At 39.8% G+C, this 21,017-nt stretch carries 15 protein-coding genes; 1 reads left to right on the forward strand and 14 read right to left on the reverse strand.

Features of this window, described 5'->3' with window-relative positions; all coding sequences use genetic code 11:
• Position 1 precedes the first annotated feature (1 nt).
• From tcdA to IRQ78_RS04960, 7 genes are read right to left on the reverse strand one after another with little or no spacing between them, the layout of a single operon-like run.
• Positions 2–796, reverse strand: a complete 795-nt coding sequence (gene tcdA / locus IRQ78_RS04930) for a tRNA cyclic N6-threonylcarbamoyladenosine(37) synthase TcdA (RefSeq protein WP_138600668.1) — start codon at positions 794–796, stop codon at positions 2–4.
• Positions 797–1,471, reverse strand: a complete 675-nt coding sequence (locus tag IRQ78_RS04935) for a TIGR01621 family pseudouridine synthase (protein ID WP_194441513.1) — start codon at positions 1,469–1,471, stop codon at positions 797–799.
• A gap of 3 nt (positions 1,472–1,474) precedes the next feature.
• Positions 1,475–2,230, reverse strand: a complete 756-nt coding sequence (gene kdsB / locus IRQ78_RS04940) for a 3-deoxy-manno-octulosonate cytidylyltransferase (RefSeq protein WP_194441514.1) — start codon at positions 2,228–2,230, stop codon at positions 1,475–1,477.
• Positions 2,218–2,415 (reverse strand): Trm112 family protein, encoded by a 198-nt coding sequence (locus IRQ78_RS04945; protein ID WP_036968654.1) that lies wholly within the window; start codon positions 2,413–2,415, stop codon positions 2,218–2,220. Before IRQ78_RS04945 ends, kdsB begins: the two co-directional genes overlap by 13 nt.
• Complete coding sequence (gene lpxK, locus IRQ78_RS04950) at positions 2,405–3,382, reverse strand: tetraacyldisaccharide 4'-kinase (protein ID WP_194441515.1); 978 nt, start codon at positions 3,380–3,382, stop codon at positions 2,405–2,407. Before lpxK ends, IRQ78_RS04945 begins: the two co-directional genes overlap by 11 nt.
• Complete coding sequence (msbA, locus tag IRQ78_RS04955; protein ID WP_194441516.1) at positions 3,382–5,124, reverse strand: lipid A export permease/ATP-binding protein MsbA; 1,743 nt, start codon at positions 5,122–5,124, stop codon at positions 3,382–3,384. Before msbA ends, lpxK begins: the two co-directional genes overlap by 1 nt.
• A 59-nt stretch (positions 5,125–5,183) precedes the next feature.
• Positions 5,184–7,337 carry a DNA internalization-related competence protein ComEC/Rec2 gene (locus IRQ78_RS04960; RefSeq protein WP_194441517.1) on the reverse strand — a complete coding sequence of 718 codons (2,154 nt, stop codon included), beginning with the start codon at positions 7,335–7,337 and terminating at the stop codon, positions 5,184–5,186.
• 96 nt (positions 7,338–7,433) lie between these two features.
• Here IRQ78_RS04960 and IRQ78_RS04965 point away from each other — a divergent pair, with 96 nt between their 5' ends.
• Positions 7,434–7,943 carry a DUF2062 domain-containing protein gene (locus tag IRQ78_RS04965; RefSeq protein ID WP_054551382.1) on the forward strand — a complete coding sequence of 170 codons (510 nt, stop codon included), beginning with the start codon at positions 7,434–7,436 and terminating at the stop codon, positions 7,941–7,943.
• 79 nt (positions 7,944–8,022) lie between these two features.
• Here IRQ78_RS04965 and IRQ78_RS04970 read toward each other — a convergent pair whose 3' ends face one another.
• The 7 genes from IRQ78_RS04970 to IRQ78_RS05000 all read right to left on the reverse strand — a co-directional run bounded on the left by IRQ78_RS04970 (position 8,023) and on the right by IRQ78_RS05000 (position 20,841).
• Complete coding sequence (locus tag IRQ78_RS04970; RefSeq protein WP_194441518.1) at positions 8,023–9,768, reverse strand: DUF3466 family protein; 1,746 nt, start codon at positions 9,766–9,768, stop codon at positions 8,023–8,025.
• A gap of 11 nt (positions 9,769–9,779) precedes the next feature.
• Entirely contained in the window at positions 9,780–11,690 is a 1,911-nt protein-coding gene (gene uup, locus IRQ78_RS04975) for an ATP-binding cassette ATPase Uup (RefSeq protein ID WP_194441519.1), read from the reverse strand.
• A gap of 14 nt (positions 11,691–11,704) precedes the next feature.
• The gene (locus tag IRQ78_RS04980) at positions 11,705–11,938 is read right to left on the reverse strand and encodes a glutaredoxin family protein (RefSeq protein ID WP_054551385.1); all 234 of its coding nucleotides are present in this window, start codon (positions 11,936–11,938) and stop codon (positions 11,705–11,707) included.
• The gene (gene rlmKL, locus IRQ78_RS04985) at positions 11,931–14,048 is read right to left on the reverse strand and encodes a bifunctional 23S rRNA (guanine(2069)-N(7))-methyltransferase RlmK/23S rRNA (guanine(2445)-N(2))-methyltransferase RlmL (RefSeq protein ID WP_166340263.1); all 2,118 of its coding nucleotides are present in this window, start codon (positions 14,046–14,048) and stop codon (positions 11,931–11,933) included. The genes IRQ78_RS04980 and rlmKL overlap by 8 nt, the downstream gene beginning before the upstream one ends.
• Positions 14,049–14,226: 178 nt before the next feature.
• Positions 14,227–14,757 carry a cell division protein ZapC domain-containing protein gene (locus tag IRQ78_RS04990; RefSeq protein WP_138600650.1) on the reverse strand — a complete coding sequence of 177 codons (531 nt, stop codon included), beginning with the start codon at positions 14,755–14,757 and terminating at the stop codon, positions 14,227–14,229.
• A 120-nt stretch (positions 14,758–14,877) separates the two neighbouring features.
• Entirely contained in the window at positions 14,878–15,888 is a 1,011-nt protein-coding gene (gene pyrD / locus IRQ78_RS04995) for a quinone-dependent dihydroorotate dehydrogenase (protein WP_194441520.1), read from the reverse strand.
• A gap of 114 nt (positions 15,889–16,002) precedes the next feature.
• Positions 16,003–20,841, reverse strand: a complete 4,839-nt coding sequence (locus IRQ78_RS05000) for an NAD-glutamate dehydrogenase (RefSeq protein WP_187489256.1) — start codon at positions 20,839–20,841, stop codon at positions 16,003–16,005.
• Between the last annotated feature and the right edge of the window lie 176 nt (positions 20,842–21,017).

The raw sequence follows: 21,017 nt of genomic DNA on the forward strand, positions 1-21,017 counted from the left end.
TTTATAAACTACGCTGTTTTTTATCTAGGTATTTTCTAATCGCTTTGGCTGCAACAAAAAAGCCAAAGCTGCCTGTTACCATGGTTGCAGAGCCAAAACCATTATTACAGTCCATATTCATTGAACCATCTGCACCTTGTTTTGCTTGGCAAACCTCACCTTCGGAGGTTGGATATACAAGCTGCTCTGTAGAATAAACACAATCGACGTTAAATTTTCGCTTTGGATTGCTACTAAAGTTGTACTGTTTTCGCAAAATATAACGTACTTTTGCAAGCAATGGATCATGAGTTGTCTTTGCAACGTCACCAAAACTGATTTGACTAGGGTCGGTTTGCCCGCCTGCTCCTCCGGTGGTAATAACCGGTAGTTTTATGCGTTTACAGTGAGCAATAAGCGCAGCTTTTTCTTTTACAGCATCAATACAATCAATTACATAGTCAAAGCCTTTAATATGCTCACGAATGTTATCTAGCGTAATGAAATCGTCAATAACATTAATTTTGATATCTGGGTTTATCAACTCACAACGTGTTTTCATCGCTTCTACTTTTGCTTCGCCTACGGTGCCAGTTAAAGCATGAATTTGACGATTAACATTGGTTGCACAAATATCATCTAAATCAATGAGGGTTAGTTGCCCTACACCCGTTCGAGCCAATGCTTCAGCAGCCCAACTACCTACGCCACCAATACCAATGACACAAAAATGTGCTTGTTGTAACCAATCAAATTGTTGATGACCATATAAACGTTTAATGCCACCAAAACGGATGTCTTGTGTTGTTTCTTTCATTTACCAATCCAACGTCCAAGGAGCTGTCCACTCTTTGAATTCGTCTGAGTTAAAAACTTCATTAAGATGAGCACCTAAAGTGTAATCGCATCGATATTCTTTAAGCTGCCCTTTATAGCTAAATTGTAGTGCATAGGCATGCAAGTTTGTGCGCTCGTCTTCACTACCCGCATAGGTACTATCCCCTAGAATTGGCGCACCTAAGCTTTTCATTGCGACTCTAAGCTGATGTGTTTTACCAGAGAATGGCTTTAACAAGTATGCACGAAGCCCTGGTCGAATACTTTTTGAATAAAAGCGTGTGATAGCAGGATTCGCTTGGCTCTTTAACAGCTTAAATGCACCACGACGACTTTTTTGCATATCCCCTTTTATCCAACCTTGCTTTTTCTTAGGCTTAGCATCACTCACTGCAAGATAAAACTTATTTATTTTATGATCAGAAAATAGTGAAGTGAATTCGGCTGCAGCTTCTTTGTTACGGGCTAATATAATTAAACCTGATGTCACTTTATCTAGCCGATGAACCGGATAGAGCTTCTCATTAACAAGCTCTTCAGCAAGTACGACAAAACCAGCACATTGTTCACTATGAAAGCTCACTCCTGCTGGTTTATAAAAAACAAAGAAGCCATCTTCAATGGCATGAAGATGAACATTGTTTACATCATGCATTTTTTAGTTGCCAAGCACTGCAATAACGCGCGCTAAATCTTCAGGAGTATCTACGCCTGCTTGCGGTGCACACAGAGCTTTTGCGATTTTAATTTTGTGACCATGATAAAGTACACGAAGCTGCTCTAATGACTCTAAAAGCTCTAATCGAGATTCTGGTAATTCGATGTAGTCTTTAATGAAGCCAGCACGATAAGCATAAATACCAATATGGCGCGCAAAATCAGCAAGATTTAGCTTATCTTTGTCATCATTCATCATCGCATCACGATGATAAGGGATTGGCGAGCGCGAAAAATACAGTGCGTTGTTGTCTGCATCGTTAATGACTTTCACGCAATTGGGATTAAATATATCGTCAATCTCATCAATGCTGGTGCTCAAAGTCGCCATTGGCGCATCAGAATCAGCAAGTAGCATGGCAACTTGAGATACATTTTCGCTTGCCAATAAAGGCTCATCACCTTGCACGTTGACAACAATAGTGTCACTTTCGAGTTTTAACTGTTCAACAACCTCAGCTAAACGTTCTGTGCCTGATTGGTGATCTTCTCGTGTCATCAATACATTATCAGTAAACTTCTTTACTGCATCAAACACTGTTTGATGATCAGTCGCTACATAAACTTGTGATGCACCTGAAGCAACCGCTTTTTCATAAACATGTTGGATCATTGGTTTACCACAAATATCAGCAAGTGGTTTACCTGGTAAACGCGTCGATGCGTAGCGAGCTGGGATAACGACTACGAATTCCACTTATCAACCTCTTCTTGGCTTAATTCACGGGCTTCATTTTCTAAAAGCACCGGGATATCGTCTTTGATTGGGTACGCTAATTTCGCAGCAGTACTGATAAGCTCTTGATTCTCTTTATCAAGACGTAATTTACCTTTACACACTGGGCAAGCGATAATTTCAAGTAATTTTGTATCAAAGGCCATTGAGGATCCCTTTTTGTTTTAATAATAAATTAAGTTTTTCGATAACTGCTGCTGTTGGCTTTGCATCAACAGGTAAATAATACCAATTTGGTTTAGCAAAACTAAAGCATTTAACGGCATCTTTTTCTGTCATAAATACAGCGTCATCTGCAAAATCGCTAAAGTCATTTGCTTGGTAGGCATAATGATCACGAAAATGATGAGTAGATAGTAAGTTAATGCCTTGCTGCTCAAGACTTATTTCAAAGCGTTCGGGGTTACCAATAGCACTGACCGCATGGCCTTTATCTTGAACTGAATTGGCAAGTTCTGAATTACTCACAGTTCGAAATGGGCTTGATGCTAAATCATAGCGGCTTTGTGCGTTGCCACCATTTTCTATGACTAAATCAACCGATTTTAAGCGCGCTTTGGTTTCACGAAGTGGACCTGCAGGCATTAATAAACCGTTACCAAATTGGCGTTCACTATCAACAATACAGCACTCGATATCACGCGCCATTTTATAATGCTGCATGCCATCATCAGAAATAATGACATCGATATCATGTTGCTCTAACTTTTTTATACTCGCTTGTCGGTCAGGGCCAACCATTACAACACAACCTAGGCGGCGTTTAATAAGTACAGGTTCGTCACCAGCTTGCGTTGTCGTCGTTTGTTCTGTCACTAACAGTGGATACGAATCAGACTGACCACCGTAGCCACGACTGATCACAGCCACTTTTAAACCTTGCTGCTGTAAGTACTCAGCAAGCCAAATAACAAAGGGCGTTTTGCCGTTTCCACCCACACTAATGTTACCAACAACAATGACAGGAAGATGCGCTTTAAATGCTTTTAGAATATTTAGCTTATAAAACAAAGCACGAAGCGTTGAGATTAGCCAAAAAAGCACACTGAAAGGTAACAGCAGAACGCTGAGTAAGCCTGGTTTTTTATACCAGCTTTTTTCAATAACACTCACTACTGCTCACCAAATTGCATCTTACATAACGCACTATAGGTACCGTCTTTTGCAAGCAGCTCGCTATGTGTGCCCTTTTCGATAACTTGACCATGGTCGATAACATAAATGCAATCACTGTTTTCTATTGTTGATAAACGGTGTGCTATCACAATCGATGTTTTTTCTTTCATTAAGCTATCAAGTGCTTGCTGAATCAGTTTTTCAGATTCAGTGTCAAGTGCAGATGTCGCCTCATCAAGAATCAAAATAGGGGCATTTTTTAATATTGCACGTGCAATGGCTATTCGCTGACGCTGGCCGCCTGACAACATAACGCCGTTTTCACCCACCATGGTATCTAACCCTTCTGGTAAGTCTTTAACAAACTCCCAAACATGGGCTTGCTTGGCAACCGCCATTAACTCCTCGCTTGTTAATTCGCGGTCAAGGCCATAGCAAATATTATTCGTGATGGTGTCGTTAAATAAAACCACTTGCTGTGAAACCAGTGCAAATTGCTTACGTAAGTCTGTCAGTTTGTAATCAGCGATGTTGACGCCATCAAGCAAAATTTCACTGTCACCTTCAAGCTCATAATAACGCGGCAATAAATTTGAGATGGTCGATTTACCTGAACCGGAACGGCCAACCAATGCGATGCTTTCGCCGGCATTTATCGAAAGTGATAAATTCTTTAATACAGGTTCATCTTTCGTTGGGTATTTAAAGGTCACATTGTTCACTTCAATTTTCCCAGTTACTTTAGCAACGCTGTAGGTGCCTGTGTCTTTTTCTACCTCTTCATCAAGTACCAAAAAGATACTTTGCGCTGCAGAGATACCACGTTGTAAATCGCTATTAACGTTTGAAAGTTGCTTAAGTGGACGCAGTAACATCATCATTGATGAAATTAGTAATACGAAGTCACCTGAACTGATGGTATCAATCATTGACGGCATAGACACAACCCACAAAATCACCGCCATCGCGCTTGCTGCCAAAATTTGGATAACAGAAACGCTTAACGCTTTAGTTGCATCCATTTTAATGCGCTGCTGACGATTATGATTATTAATAGCCGAAAACTGCGTTATCTCTTGCTGTTGACCACCAAAGCCATGTATCACTTTATGACCAGATAGCATTTGCTCTGAGCTACGAGTTACTTGGCCCATCGCTGATTGGATTTTTTTCGAAATCATACGAAAGCGTTTCGATACAAAGGCAACGATCACGGCCACAAGCGGAATAATAACTAAAAATATTAGTGATAGCTTCCAGCTGGTATAAAACATATTAAAAAGTAAGAAAACAACAAACGCCCCTTCTCTAACAACAATTAACAGGGCTTTGGTAATGGCTTGTTGAACCTGCTCAGTATCAAAGGTGATTTTAGAGATTAAATCGCCATTTGAATTTTTATCATGAAAAGACACCGGCAGATGTAAAATATGTTCGAATAATTGTTGGCGCAACGTTCTTACAACTTGAGAGCCAACATAACTTAAACAGTACGACGACATATAGTTAAACATGCCACGACCTAATACCAATGCAATCACAACAAATGGTGCATAAGTTAAAACATCAGTGTTACGATCATTTAAACCTTCATCAATGAAGGGCTTCATTAAATTGATAAACAATGCATCCATGGCTGAATAGCCAATCATGCCTACAATGGCGAAAAACGCGATTAACTTATAATCACCCACATAACTGATTAATCGCTTATAGATTTGGGATGTAGTTTGATCCATAACACTCTCTTATTCATAGACTTCGACTATTGTAGCCTTTAGGGGGTAAAAACAAAACGTCAATCTTGTTCGAACCAATAACTTTCCTGCTCTCGCGCAAATTCTAAGCGATACGTATCTGAATAAAATTTTATGCGTATATGGCCATACTTTGCCGTCGATAACTGCTGTATATGGTGTTGGTTATAACGATTTACAACCTCTGGGTGAGGAAAGTGCCATTGCCCTTGGTAAGCAGATGAATGGATAACTACTTCAGGATTTACTGCATCTATAAATTCATAACTTGACGAGGTATTACTGCCATGATGGGGGCTTATTAAAATAGTCGCTCGTAAATCCACCTCCTCTTCAACAAGTTTAGCTTCTGCCGCTGCTGATATATCTCCAGTTAGTAAAAGTGAATAATTAAAACCTGTTACTTTTAATAAGCAAGATTGGTCATTGCGACTCGCTTTTTCTACCTTTGCTGTAAAACTTCTGATATTAAGCTCAGCAAGTTTGATGGTGGTTGTTTTGCACTTATTTAAGAGCCCCTGAGGATGAAAAGTAGCTAATGTGTGTTGATAGCCAGCCTCTTTCCAACTGGCTAAACCGCCAGAATGATCGTTATCTAAGTGGCTTATTATGGTGTCAATCACAGATAGCTGCTGTTTATTGATGTTGTTAAGTAATACGCGGTGTACATAATCATAACGGCCAAAATACTGTGGGCCTAAATCATAAATTATTGCTTTATTTTTGCTGCTTACCATCACCATTAAGCCATGCCCGACATCAAACACATCCAACTGAAACTTAGCTTCTGGCTGTAATTTACTATCAACGGCATATATACAAACAGGAATTAAACACACATATTTATTAGGGCTAAAGTACAACAGCAGAAGTGTTATGTAACTGATGATCAATAATGAGAAATTAAACTCATTGAACGACAACCAACGCCAGTCATTAGGGATAGAAAGCAATAGTTGATAACTAAAATACAGGGCAATGTCGATAAGTGATAACAGACCTGAAATATCCAGTAGGCTAGAAATCAGACTATAAAAAATCAACAAAGGCAATAACAGCACACCGACCAAGGGCACAGCAATAAGGTTAATCAATAAACCTATCACGCTAGTACCTGAGAAGTAATATAAGGATAGCGGTAGTAAACCAACAAATAAAGCGCATTGAACTTGCAGTAGCTGTACAAATCGCTTTAAAAAACTAAGTGACAAATTAATTGTTTTTTTAGTCAGTAGAAAGATGATCGTAACGGCCAAAAAACTGAAATAGAGCCCAGGATTCAACAGCGTAAATGGGTCTATAAACAACACCACACTCAAAGCGTACAAAATTGAACGCCAACGCACTGGGTTTTTTCCTAAGTTATAGATTACAAGGTAGCAGCCTAACATTAGCAGCGCCCGACTTGCAGAAACTATAAAATCACTTAAGTAAACATAAACGAGCGAGCAACTGAACCCTATTACAACAAATAGCTTATTTAATTGAATTGATTGGCTTACACGAAAGTGACTCACTCTTAGCAGCCACTTACTACTATAAAAACCGACTGCGAAGATAAGTCCGATATGAAGACCCGAAATAGCAAGTAGATGAGACAATCCTAATTCACGCAAGTGCTTTCTATCTTCATAACCTATTTTACTTTTGTCACCGGTTAAAAGCGCATAATAAAGCCATTGTAATCGTGTGTTTGCCGTAATTTTATCAATATAAGTGCGGTAACTAACACGCAGGGAGTCATATTGATGATGATTTAAATAGCTTATCTCTCCTACGCTTCGGCCTTTATAAAATACTCGCTCAAGTAATGCTTGCCGTTCTCTACTAAAACTGTAGAAATTTTTTACTGACCGATAAGGTTTAAGTTTGAGTACTGCGCTTAATTCATCTCCACTAGTAACCGGTTTATCTGAAGTAATGCTGAGCATTGCATTAGGAGCAGGTCGGATGCTTGTAGGGCAAGATTCAATATGTTTCAGACTTGCTTTAATGTAGTAAGGGCTTTGTTCACTGTATGTTTCAACTACCTCAAATCGAACTAATCGGCTTTGTTGATAATCTATTTGACAGTCAGAGATTGAGTAAAAGACGAAGTAATGAAAAATCACTACCAAAATAGCGCAAATAAACCCTGACAATAGAGTTAAAAAAGGCTTAAAATAGGCACCTGCTAGCAATACAGCAAAACTCATTATATAAAACGCCGCAGTGTCAAATGTATATAGGGTGAAAAAACAGCCTATGACAAAGCCGCTGCATAACCAAATAGATGTAAATGGTTGCTTTAAATGGCTAAGAAAACGATCCAACGCTTTTTACCAGATCATAACAAGGTAAAAGAACACAAGTATTTAAGAATTTTTGGTCGTTTATTGCATGATGCCAATTTATGGCACTTAAATAGACGCTCAGCACGTGGTGCATTTGCGGTTGGTTTATTTTTTGCGTTCATCCCTGTTCCTTTTCAAATGGTTCTTGCAGCCGCCCTGGCTATTCCATTTCGAGTAAATTTACCGATTTCTGTTGCAACCGTGTGGATCACTAACCCACTAACCATGCCTCCTATTTTCTATTGTTCATATATTGTAGGCACGATTGCACTTGCTCAGCCACAACAGCACTTCCAATTTGAACCAAGCTGGCAATGGTTTATAGATAGCCTTACAACAATTGGCCCAGCCTTTTTAGTTGGCTCACTTATTTGTGCTACTGCTGCTGCTATCATCGGTTATTTTGCTACCGACATGCTTTGGAAACGCTCAGTCCGAAAAGCATGGATACATCGCCATAAAAAATAACTGATTTCAGTATAGACAAAAAACCCAGCTTAAAGCTGGGTTTTTTAATATTGATTAGTAAGTCTCGATTACGAAACGATTACTTTTTAAAGAAGCGACGTGCAGCTGCAAATGGTAATAGCAATAAAGCATACCATGGGAAGCTTGCTGATTGACGCTCGTATTGTTCAATCTCTTCTGCAGGACATTCTTCAACACTGCCATCAATTGGTGTTAACTTAACAGCAACAGCAATACTTTCATATTCGATATTGCCATCAACATCAACTACAACATTACCGAATGAATCTGTCTTTTCAACAGTTTTAGTCGCAACACCAAAGATTTCATTATTGTTGTTAATTGATTTCGCTTCAGCAACCGTATATTTAAAGCGAGTCTCACCATCTTCTTCATAACAAGGTAACAAGTCATTGAGATTAACTATAGAATCATCACCCACCGTATAAATAAAGCCTTCTCTACGACGAGTAGTGGTGTTATAGATATCTGTTTCACCTTCACCAACAATAATACCGTTATCATTAATATCGTTTGCAACTGAGCTAGAGCTAGAGAAATAATCGGATGGGAAAACTACACTATCGCTTTTTTTATCATAATAAAAAAACTTAGTGCGTGTTGCTGTGTCAATTCTTTTAGCAGCATAACCAACAATAATATCATTATTATTTACAGCTAAAGCTTGTCCCGAAGTCCAATCATCGTCTTGGTCTATAAACTGTTTTACTTCACCATTTTCAAAGATAACTGGCATTGTAATTCTAGTATCGGTGTCTTTGTAACGAACATCTGATGTACCCACAATTAAACCTGAGTCGTTCAGAGTTATTGCGTTGCTACGAAAAGCGAAATCTTCATCATCTTCTGGTGTTAAACCTAAACCATACAATTCTGTATTAGTGATGTTTAAAGAGCTATCTAACGTCCACTTAACAGCACGCTTGTTAAAAATACCCGCCGTATAGCTTCGATTGTATGTTTCGACACAGTCTGAGACTGGTTCATCTTCACCATCACAGTTATCAGTAATATCATCGAGAGGATCAACTGCGATATCAATTGAAACACTACCTACAACCTCATAGCCGTTAGTTGTTTTGATAATATCATTTGCTGTACTAATACCGCCGTACTCGTCGAACTCTGGTGCAAGTTCAACTTTTACACCGTCTTCTGTAATTACAATAGCACGACTAATAAAATCTCTTAAGAAATGTGTTTCCTCTTCATCTTCATCAGTTTGTGTAAACGATGTTTTTTCATATGGGGCACTCCCCCAACCAACCATAACACCATCATCACTAACTGCATTTAGGATGTTCGTAGTTGAACGCGTTAAGCCATCATAATCTAGTGATTGCTCATCGAATAATACCTGTTCAGAAACACCCTCGGAGCCGTATATCGTCGCAGCTACACTTGATAGTTTCTGATACTCTGAATTAGTTAAACGGTTAGATTGCGTGTCTGTAATAAAATCAATCATAAACTGATGGGCATCAGCATTGGTATTCACTGCATCATTATTTTCAATATCATCTAATGTAAAAGTAATCTCTTTGTCTATTGATTCAAAATATGATTCACGAGCATCATAGGCATTTTTGATAGCAGAGTCTGTAAAATCAATATATGAGATATCAATTGGTAACCTATAAAGAGAATTGGCTATACCTATAATATGACCATTCTCACTGACATCTGTTACGTAATTATGTTTTGCTCCGTCTAGCCCACCTAATTCTTCTAATTTATAGGTTGCGCTCATCGCTGAGGTACTTAGGGTGGCTAAAATACTGGCAGCGAGTAATTTGTATTTCATTTTAATCCTTACTACTGATTCTTTAAATCTTCGAGTTCTTCCCAGCGCTCAAAAGCGACTTCAAGCTCAGACTCTAACTCGGCTAAATGGTTCAATGCTTCTGTTGTAATTGCAGCATCTTGCTTAAAAAAGTCAGGGTCATTAACCACAACTTGCTGAGCGTCTAACGCTTTTTCAAGTTGTTCCACTTTACTGGGTAATTCTTCTAATTCAAGTTTTAATTTGTAAGAGAGTTTATTACTTTTCTTTGGTGTTTTATCTTGGCTAACAACGGCCGGCTTTTCTTGCTTAATTTGTTGCTGTTGTTGTTTTTCTTGCTCAGCTAAATGAGCGGCATACGCTTCATAGTCGCTATAACCACCAACAATGTCGGTTATCTTGCCGTTACCTTCAAATGCCCATACAGAATTACAGGTATTATCAATAAATTCACGGTCATGGCTTACAATCAGCACGGTGCCCTGATATTGGTTGATGATCTCTTCTAAGAGCTCTAAAGTTTCAATATCAAGATCATTGGTTGGCTCATCGAGAACAATAATGTTAGATGGCTTTAAAAATAACTTTGCTAATAATAAGCGGTTTTTCTCACCACCTGATAGCGCTTTTACTGGCGTACGCGCTCTTGCCGGTGGAAATAAGAAGTCTTGTAAGTAACCAAGCACATGACGTGAGCGCCCGCCCATCATCACTTCTTGCTTACCTTCAGCTACGTTATCTTGTACTGTGGCTTCTTCATCAAGCTTTTGACGATACTGATCAAAATAAGCAAACTCTAAATTAACACCTTGCTTAACACTGCCGCTATCTGGTGTTAAGTCACCAAATAAAATTTTAAGCAGTGTTGTTTTGCCAATACCATTGGGTCCGACAAGGCCAACACGATCGCCACGCATAACAAGGGTCGAGAAATCCTTCGCGATCACTTTATCTTTAAATGCATGACAGATGTTTTTCGCTTCGAATACTAATTTACCTGAACGATCCGCTGTTTCAATATTGAAATCGGTTTTACCGACCTGATCAACACGCTGCTTACGCTCTTTACGTAACTCTTTTAAAGCGCGCACACGGCCTTCATTACGCGTTCTACGTGCTTTAATACCTTGGCGGATCCACGCTTCTTCTTCTGCTAAGCGTTTATCAAATAGTGCGTTTTGTGTTTCTTCTACTTTTAAATCATGCGCTTTTTGCTCAAGGTACGTCGCGTAATCGCCAGGGTACGAAACCAGCTTACCACGGTCTAAGTCAAGAATACGGGTTGCAACTGCTCGAATGAATGCACGGTCGTGAGAAATAAAAACGATACCGCCTTTAAACTCTTTTAAAAACTGCTCAAGCCAAATAACACTACTCATATCTAAGTGGTTGGTAGGCTCATCAAGTAGCAGTAAATCGGGTTCACTAACCAAGGCTCGTGCAAGGGCAACTTTACGTAGCCAACCACCTGATAATGATTCAAGCTTGGCTTCTGGATCTAGCTCTAAGCGAGATAAAACGAGCTGAATACGGGTATCAAAACGCCAGCCATCAACAGATTCTAATTGATTAGATAAACGCTCTAATTTGTTAAGCAATTTATCGTTATAGTCAGTTTGCATTTGATTACTAACTTGGTGATATTCTATTAGTAAGTTAGCGATGTCAGGCATACCCTGCGCTACATAATCAAATACTGAGCCTGCCGCCCCTTTTGGTGGATCTTGCTCTAAACGTGAAATGCGAATACCGCCTAATTGGTTGATTTCGCCATCATCCAATGTCACTTGGCCATCAAGCACTTTTAGTAGTGTTGATTTACCTGCACCGTTTCGACCAACGATACAAACACGCTCACCTGACTCAATAACGGCATCAGCATCATCTAGTAGCGGATGCGTACCATAAGCGAGTTGAGCTTTGGCTATTCTGATTAAATCCATCGTGATTACTACTCTTATTCTTTATTATCAGCAATAAATTGCGCTAATTGCTCAGCATCAAAAGGCCAAAATAATTTCTCGCCTTGATGAGATTCCACAACCGGAATACTGGTTTGGTAAAGTTCAATCAGCTGTTCACTGTCCATAATGTCTTTTGCTACAAACGAAGCGTTTGCAGCAATTAATAATTCATCGGCCATTTCACACAGATGACAGCCATCAGTGTGGTACAGGGTAAAATTAGCCATGAGTAATAAGCCAGCTATTATGAATTTGCTTATTACGTTTAAAATCTGGTGATAAAGTCTTGTCAGAAATGTTTTCTGCTTTTAAACCCAGACCCATTAGCCCTACTTCATCCATGTTAAAGCCACGCTTATTGTTTGAGAATATAAGCGTACCGTTCGGGCTTAAAATCTTCTTAACCCAGGTAAGAAGTTTGATGTGGTCGCGCTGAACATCAAACGCATCTTTCATACGTTTTGAGTTTGAGAACGTCGGTGGATCTAAGAAAATTAAATCATATTGGCCTTGTGCATACTCAAGCCACTTCAAGCAATCTGCTTGCTCAAAACGATAGCGTGTATTACTGATATCATTCAGGGCAAAGTTTTCTTGCGCCCACTTTAAGTAGGTTTTTGACATATCAACGGTGGTAATGGCTTTAGCACCACCCACAGCAGCATGCACAGATGCACTGCCCGTATAAGCAAACAAGTTTAAGAAACGTTTACCTTGTGCGTTTTGTTGGATATAACGACGAGCTAAACGGTGATCTAAGAACAAACCAGTGTCTAGATAATCAAATAGATTTACTTTGAATTTAGCGCCAAACTCTTCAACGACTTGCGTACGATTTTGTTTTGCTACCTTGGTATATTGTTCTTCACCTTTTTGTTTTTTACGAACTTTAACTGCGATATTTTCTGGTGCGATATTTAACTGCTCTGCAGTCAGGCTGATCACATCTTGCAAACGTTTTTGAGCCGTATTATCGTCGATTTCTTTCGGTGCAGCATATTCAAAAATAACCGCTGAATCATCGTATACATCAACAGCTACGTTATATTCTGGAATATCCGCATCATAAACACGGTAGCAGCTCACTTCATTTTGCTTTAACCAGTTCTTTAAATTTTGCTTATTTTTCTTTAAACGGTTTGCAAAGGCGGTTGAACCTTCAAAGTTAAGAGCTGGCTTATCTTCTTTGCTAAGTTCTACTTGTTTATCGTCTAGTTGGTAAAGATTTAATACAACATCTAACGGGCCATTTTTAAACTTATAGCGTTTTAACTTAACTAACTTTAATAACTTAAATAAGCTTTCGTCAGTGCCAAGTAAAGCAAGTTTCCAATGATTAAAGTGCTTTTTGAAGCCAACACCTAAGCTACGGTGTAAGTTAACCAGCTCAGCCATTGAGCCTAAACGTTCACCATAAGGTAAGTTTGAAATCACCACACCAGGTAGTTTCGCAACGGAGGTTAACTTAGTGGCATCGCTTTGTTTAAACTTAATCACATTAGCAAGGTCTGCACGCTCTGCGTTTTCTTGCGCTTTTGCAATCACACTTCCGTCAATATCATGGCCAATAAGCCAAAGTTTAGGATCTGTAATTTGTGCAGTTAGTTCTGCTTTTAATTCTTTGTACTTTTGAATACGGAAACTAGGCAGGCGCTCAAAGGCAAAACCTTCACGGAATAAGCCCGGTGCTTCATTGCGAGCCATGCTTGCGGCTTCAATTAAAATGGTACCCGAACCACAACATGGATCGAATAAAGGTTGTTGCACGTTTTCAAGCCAACCACTTCTTTTTACAAGAGCAGCAGCTAAATGCTCCTTAATCGGCGCTTTACCTTGATCTTGACGATAACCACGCTCAGATAAACGCGGGCCAGAATAATCGATATAAAGCGCAACACCTTGACGGTTCAATCTTGCTACAACTCGAACGTTGGCATTGTATTTATCAACATCTGGACGTTGTTCGAACAAATCAGCGAAGTAATCAACAATCGCATCTTTTACAACTAGACCTGAAAATTGCGTATTTTTTAAGTCGTTATTTGTACCACTAAAATCAACAGCAAAGGTTTGTTTAGGGCCAAACCACTCCTGCCAAGGCTGCAAGCGTGCGAATTGATAAAGGCTGTCTTTGTCTTTTACGCCTTCTTTTTCTTCTATCAGCATCATGATACGAGTCGCAAAACGGCTCGATAAACAAATCTTTTGTGCTAACAAGCTATCTGCTTCAAAACGTACAGAGCCCACGGTTTGTTTTGAGACTTCGGCACCGAGTGCTGTAAGCTCATCAACAAGTAAATTTTCTATTCCGATAGAAGTAAGTGCGATAAATTGCAAAGTAAAAACCCTTAAATGCTAATTGCGCAGGATTATAGCATAGCTTGGCGAACAAAAACGCCAACATTTGCAGGGATATTAGCTGGATTTTTACTTAGCCCACTAGGTTACAAATCTCGCGCCGCGATTAAATCGCCCCTAGAGTGAACAAATTTTAATTCACAAAGGTCAACACGCCCTAGGCTGATTTGAACTGTTTTTGTTGAATATAAACAGGATGGATACGGTTATTTAAAACCTTAATAGCTTCAAACTGTTCAAGAGAAAGGTTTTCGTCTAATTGAAAGTGTTGGCTTAGGTTAATACACACTGAGGCTTCGCTCGAGTGGTCAACAATTAAAAACTCACCTTCTTGTGCCTGCGAGCACAATTTAACCACTGCTTCAACACTTGGCTGGCTGCCATGATACTCATGAAAGAACCAACTTTTTGCAAGTACAGGCTTTAAATGAAATTTGACCGCAGTGGCATTTAGCGCGATTTGGCAAAGCTGTGCAGGGTTCCACAGTGAGAATGTTTCGAGGTATTGATAAACTTGCTGATAAAATGCAGCATCTTCAAGGCTAAAGTTTGGCTCTTGTAAAACAGCATCAGTAAGTTGGCGAAGTTTGTAAGGCGTGCACAGTTGCATATCTTGGTCAAGGTCAACCAAAAGACGATTATTTTTCGCACAAGCAAGCCATTTCCATTGCTTAGATGCTTGTAACATGTCTCCTCCCTAACGAATAAATACTGTGCGCTTAATCATAAATTATAACTAAAGCAGACCATTAATAAAATGATTTCTTAGAACATTTTATTAATGATCAATTGCTTAGATAACTGATCCTTATAAGCTATTTAGGATCGTTTTTACCAATTCTGGGCCTTTATAAATGAATCCAGTGTAAACTTGTACAAGGTCTGCACCAGCTGCAAATTTCTCTTTTGCAGAATCTGCATCATCAATACCACCCACACCAATGATAGGTAGTTTACCTTCGGTTAAACGCTTAAGCTCACTAACCACGTGGGTTGAACGCTGACGAACTGGTTGGCCAGATAAACCGCCCGCTTCGTTTGCGTATTGTTGACCTTGTACCATCGCGCGCTCAAGCGTGGTATTTGTAGCAATAACACCATCGATCTTATTGTTGATCAATGACTCACTAACTTGGCCAATTTGAACTTCATCAAGATCAGGGGCGATCTTAACTAGCATAGGCACTTGTTTGTTATGTTTAGCAGCTAGATCAAGTTGTTCATTCTTTAAGCTTCGCAATAAGTCATCAAGCGCTTCACCATATTGTAAGTCACGAAGACCTGGGGTATTCGGTGAAGAAATATTTACTGTGATATACGATGCATGCTCAAATACTTTACGCATACAGTGAATGTAATCATCTTTACCCTGCTCGTTTGGTGTATCTTTATTTTTACCAATATTAATACCTAGAATACCGTCATATTTCGCCGCTTTAACATTGTTAACTAGGTTATCAACGCCCTTATTGTTAAAGCCCATGCGGTTAATAATCGCATTTGATTCAGGCAAACGGAAAATTCGCGGTTTATCGTTACCCGCTTGCGGACGTGGTGTAACAGTACCTACTTCTACAAAACCAAAACCCATTTGCGAAAAAGCATCAATACACTCAGCATTTTTATCTAAGCCTGCCGCTAAACCGACTGGGTTTTTAAACTCTAAACCTAGAAAATTAACGGGTTTATTAGGGACAGATTGAGACCACGCAGCACTCAATGGCGTATGAGCAAATCGGCGTAAATTATTAAGTGCAAATTCATGAGCCCACTCCGCATCACGGGTAAACATAAAACGGCGAGCTAGATCATAAAACATGGTTTGTTCCTTAGGTAAAAATAAACAAGGTAGCCGTTTATAAACGGACCATTGCAAATTAAGGGCAAAAAAATACCCCAGCGAGCTGGGGTATGTATTTTAACGACTTTTCACTTATTTGGAAGTGTCACAGTTGTGGCTTAACAACATTAGTTCACGAAGTGCCACTGAGAATTTCGCAAAATCATGGCTTTGCGATGTTTTGAACTCAGATAGCATCTGCTTCCAACGTTGTAATAGTAGATCTTGGTTATCCATCCACTCATCAATTTGTGCATCAATGTCTTTGCTGTCTGCAGCAAAGCTATTAAGTACCACAGCTGATAATGTGCGTTGTTGCCAATCCAACTCTTCACGGTATGAAGCACGAGCAAGTGCTTGCCAGTGGTTTGCAACTGGTTGGTTGGTGATTTGGTCAAGGAACCAATGTAAGCCCATGCGCGCACCAAGCTTAAAGTAGGTATTAGAAACCATATCAATGCTACGCTCTGAATTATCTGCGATTTCAGCTAAGTCCATTACAGAGAATAGGCTTGATAGTGACACAATACGTGTTGCAAGTGCTTTTGGTACATTGCTGTCAATTAGCTTCTCAGCCGCTTTAACTAGGCGATCGCTTTCTTTTTCAACCATGTAGCTGTTTAAGTTTTCACTTAAATCAGCAAATGTTGGTGCAAAGAATTCAATTGCTTGCTCAATCGTTTGAGCTTTATTGCGATGACGTAAGAACCAACGTGTTGCACGACGAACCGTACGACGTAATTGATATAGCATTTCTGTTTGTACAGCTGCTGGGATCTTATTATCAAGTGCAACAATTGATGACCATGTTTCTGGCATCTGGAACACTTCTTTTGCAATTGAGTAGCAAAGTGCGATTTCAGCTTCGTTAGCACCTGTTTCTTCGTGCATACGAATCATGAAGTTAAGACCCATATCGTTAACGATGTTATTTGCAAGTTTCGTTGCGATAATCTCTTTACGAAGTGGGTGGTTATCCATTGCATCGTTGAACTTCTCACGAAGTGGCACTGGGAACGACTTAACTAATAACTGACGGTAGTAAGGGTTTTCAGTGATTTCATCAACCACTAGAGACTCTTTTAATACCATCTTCGCGTAAGAAACAAGTACAGAAAGCTCTGGACGAGTTAAATCTTTACCCGCTGCTGCGCGCTCTGCAAGTTCTTCATCCGTTGGGATGAACTCGATTGCACGGTTAAGCTTGCCATCTTTTTCAAGGGCATGGATGAAACGTACTTTTTCTTTAAGCGTTGACGTACCTTTTGATTGAGTAATCGATAAGGTATGCGTTTGACGATAACAGTCTTTTAATACTAACTCAGACACTTCATCAGTCATTGAATAAAGTAACTCATCACGCTGTTTACGTGTTAAGTCACCTTCAGCAACTAGGCCATTAAGTAAGATTTTGATGTTTACTTCGTTATCTGAACACGCAACACCACCAACGTTATCGATGAAGTCAGTGTTAACACGACCGCCTTTAGCAGCAAATTCGATACGACCTAATTGAGTCGCACCTAAGTTACCGCCCTCACCTAAGATCTTCGCACCAAGCTCAGAACCGTTAATACGTAGTGCATCATTCGCGCGGTCACCCACATCAGCATCAGTCTCTTTAGAGTTCTTGATGTAAGTACCGATACCACCATTCCAAAGTAAATCAAACTCCATCATTAGAGCCGCTTTGATTAACTCGTTAGGTGTCATGCTCGCTTTCTTAGTGCCAAGCATTTTCTTCATTTCTGGGCTTAAGCTAATTGATTTAGCCGCACGAGAGAAAATGCCACCACCTTGTGAAATAAGGTCTTTGTTGTAATCTTCCCAAGAAGAACGCGGTAAATTAAATAAACGCTCACGCTCTGGGTAAGATGTCGCTGCATCTGGGTTTGGATCAACAAAGATATGCATGTGGTTAAACGCTACTTGTAAGCGAATGTGCTTAGAAAGCAACATACCATTACCAAATACGTCACCCGCCATATCGCCGATTGCTACAACAGTGAAATCAGTTGTTTGACAGTCAATATCCATTTCACGGAAATGACGTTTAACAGATTCCCACGCACCTTTAGCAGTGATACCCATTTTCTTGTGGTCGTAACCTACTGAGCCACCTGATGCGAATGCATCACCTAGCCAGAAGTTATATTCATTTGCGATGCCGTTTGCGATATCAGAGAAAGTCGCAGTACCCTTATCGGCAGCAACAACTAAGTACGGGTCATCTTCATCATGACGAACAACATCAACTGGTGGCACAATCTCACCACGTTCAATGTTATCTGTGATATCTAATAAACCACGGATGAAAATCTTGTAGCACTCTTGGCCTTCTTTGAAGAATGCTTCACGGTCTGTCGGTAGCTGTTTACATACGAAGCCACCTTTCGAGCCAACTGGCACGATAACCGTATTTTTAACTTGTTGCGCTTTAACAAGACCCAGTACTTCAGTACGGAAGTCTTCACGACGATCTGACCAACGTAAACCACCACGAGCAACTTTACCACCACGTAAATGCACACCTTCAACGCGCGGCGAGTATACAAAGATCTCAAACGCAGGCAGTGGTAATGGCATTTCAGGGATCATAGAAGGCTGAACCTTGAACGATACGTATGACTTAAATTGGCCATCCGCTTCTTTTTGGAAGAAGTTCGTTCTAAGAGTTGCATTGATCATATCAACGTATAAACGAATGATACGGTCATCATCTAGGTTTGCTACGTTTTCAAGCTCAAGATTAACTTGTGCAACTAGCTTCTCAAGTGTCTTTTCACTACCTGGGTTCTTAACTGAGAACTTTTTAGTGAATAAGTTAACAATTTGCGATGCAATATGTGGGTAATTTGCAAATGTGCTTTCGATGTAAGTTTGTGAGAAAGTTACACCAATTTGACGCATGTATTTAGCGTAGGCACGAAGAATAGACGCTTCACGACCTGTTAAGCCACCCATTAATACTAAACGGTTGAAACCATCATTTTCTAAACGGTTATTCCACACGTTCGTTAACGCTGCACGGAAACGCGCTGACACTTTATCAAAATCAGCAATGCCCTTGTTGTCAATTAGCATGGTGAAATCCATGATCCAATTAACTTTACCGTCAGTCGTTTTCACTGAGTAAGGTGTTTCACCAACTACGCGTAAACCAAAGTTTTCTAACATTGGCATAACGTCAGACAGGTGGATTGGCTCATCTTTATGGAATAAGCTTAAACGAACAACATTAGTGTTTGCTTCTTCTTGTGGACGGTAGAACAACATTTCTAGTTTGTTCTCGTCATTCAGAAGTTCTAGCTTTTCAATATCAACAACCGCTGCACTTGGTAAAACCTGATCTTTATACGCACTTGCAAACGCTTGTGCATATTTACGGTTTAGTTCTTTACCACGTGCTTCACCTGCGCTTTCAAGTAATGCAGATTGTAGTCTATCTTCCCAAGTACGGGCAGCTTCAATTAGGTTGTTTTCGATGTCTTTCACGTTATATTCAATATTATTGTCAGTCACACGCACCGTGTAATGTGTACGGGCTAATGTTGACTCAGAGAAGAAAGTAGTAAATTCGACTTTATCGTCAGAATTAAATGCATTGGCTAAGATACGTTGCGTTTCACGACGTAGTGCTGTGTTATAGCGCTCACGCGGTACATAAACCATGCAAGAGAAGAAACGGCCATATGCGTCTTTACGCACAAAAATACGGCACATATCACGCTCTTGTACTTGTAATACACCCATGGCAACTTCAAGTAGTTCAGCTTCACGTGCTTGCACAAGTTCATCACGTGGATACGTTTCTAAAATATTTAATACCGCTTTGTATGCATGGGTGCCTTTTGCAAAGTCACACATTTCCATAATGCGGTTAATCTTACTTTTCAGTACAGGTACATCAGCGGCGCTGTTGTTGTAAAAGCTTGATGAGAATAAACCAAGGAAGCGGTCTTCACCAATTACATTGCCCTCATCATCAAAACGCTTAATACCTACATAATCGATATACGCTGGACGATGTACACGAGACACTGAATTTGTTTTCGTTAAAATTAATAAGTTACTGCTACGCGCTTCTTGGCGCGCTACTTCAGGTAACTCAGAAAGTAAACGGCTATGCTCTTCGTCTGTGTTTTTCATCAGACCAAGGCTAGTACCTTTTTTACCTTTTAACTGGTAATCACCCTGCACTGGCGAAAGTTCATACTCACGGTAACCCATTAGCGTAAAGTTATCTTTAGCTAACCAATCTAAAAACTCTACCGTTTCTGCAACTTCGCTTTCGTTATTGTTATGGTGGCGTTTTGGTAAGTCTTTCGTTACCGCAATAAGCTTTTCACGAATTGGCTGCCAATCTTCTACAGCGATAGATACGTCAACTAACACAGACTCAAGTTCTTTTTTGAAAGACTCAATTACTTTTGCATCTGTTTGACGATCAATCTCGATAAAGAACACAGTTTTTGTCGACGTTGATTCTTGCTCTGCTTTTAAGCTTGAAATACCGGTGATTTTAGCATTTTTATCACGTTGGATTTTCAGCGGAGAGTGAAGTAATAAGTGAGAAGCGATGTTTGCGCGGGTCATGGCCATACGCACAGAATCAACGAGGAAAGGCATATCTTTCGCGATGATTTCAACAATGGTGTGCGATGACTGCCAGCCATCTTTTGCTACTTCAGGATTGAAAACACGGACAACCGCGTCATCAGAATTATTTTTTTCTAGCGAGTTCCATAGGCTTAGTGCAGCGCCATATAAGTCACTATCGTTGCGATGAGCCAAATCCTCTTTAGACATATTGCTGTACAAGGCTTTGGCGAATTTCTCAACGAGTAACACATTATCAGCGTGAACTTTTTTCTGGATCAGCTTACAGACATTATCTAAGATAACCGAGGCTTGCCCTTCATTTCGTGTCATTGTATGTTCCTTAATCTATACTACTTATCGATTAGTAGAATATTTGTACAGCCATTTATTAGCGTGGAGTCAGGTAAATTCTAACTCTTTTACAGCTAATAAACAGCCTTTTCGATGAAATCATTTTAAGCTTTTCAGCTATTTGGTCATCTATTCACAAAATATAGATATAAATG

The sequence above is a fragment of the Pseudoalteromonas simplex genome (assembly GCF_015278155.1).
Lineage (GTDB): Bacteria > Pseudomonadota > Gammaproteobacteria > Enterobacterales > Alteromonadaceae > Pseudoalteromonas > Pseudoalteromonas simplex.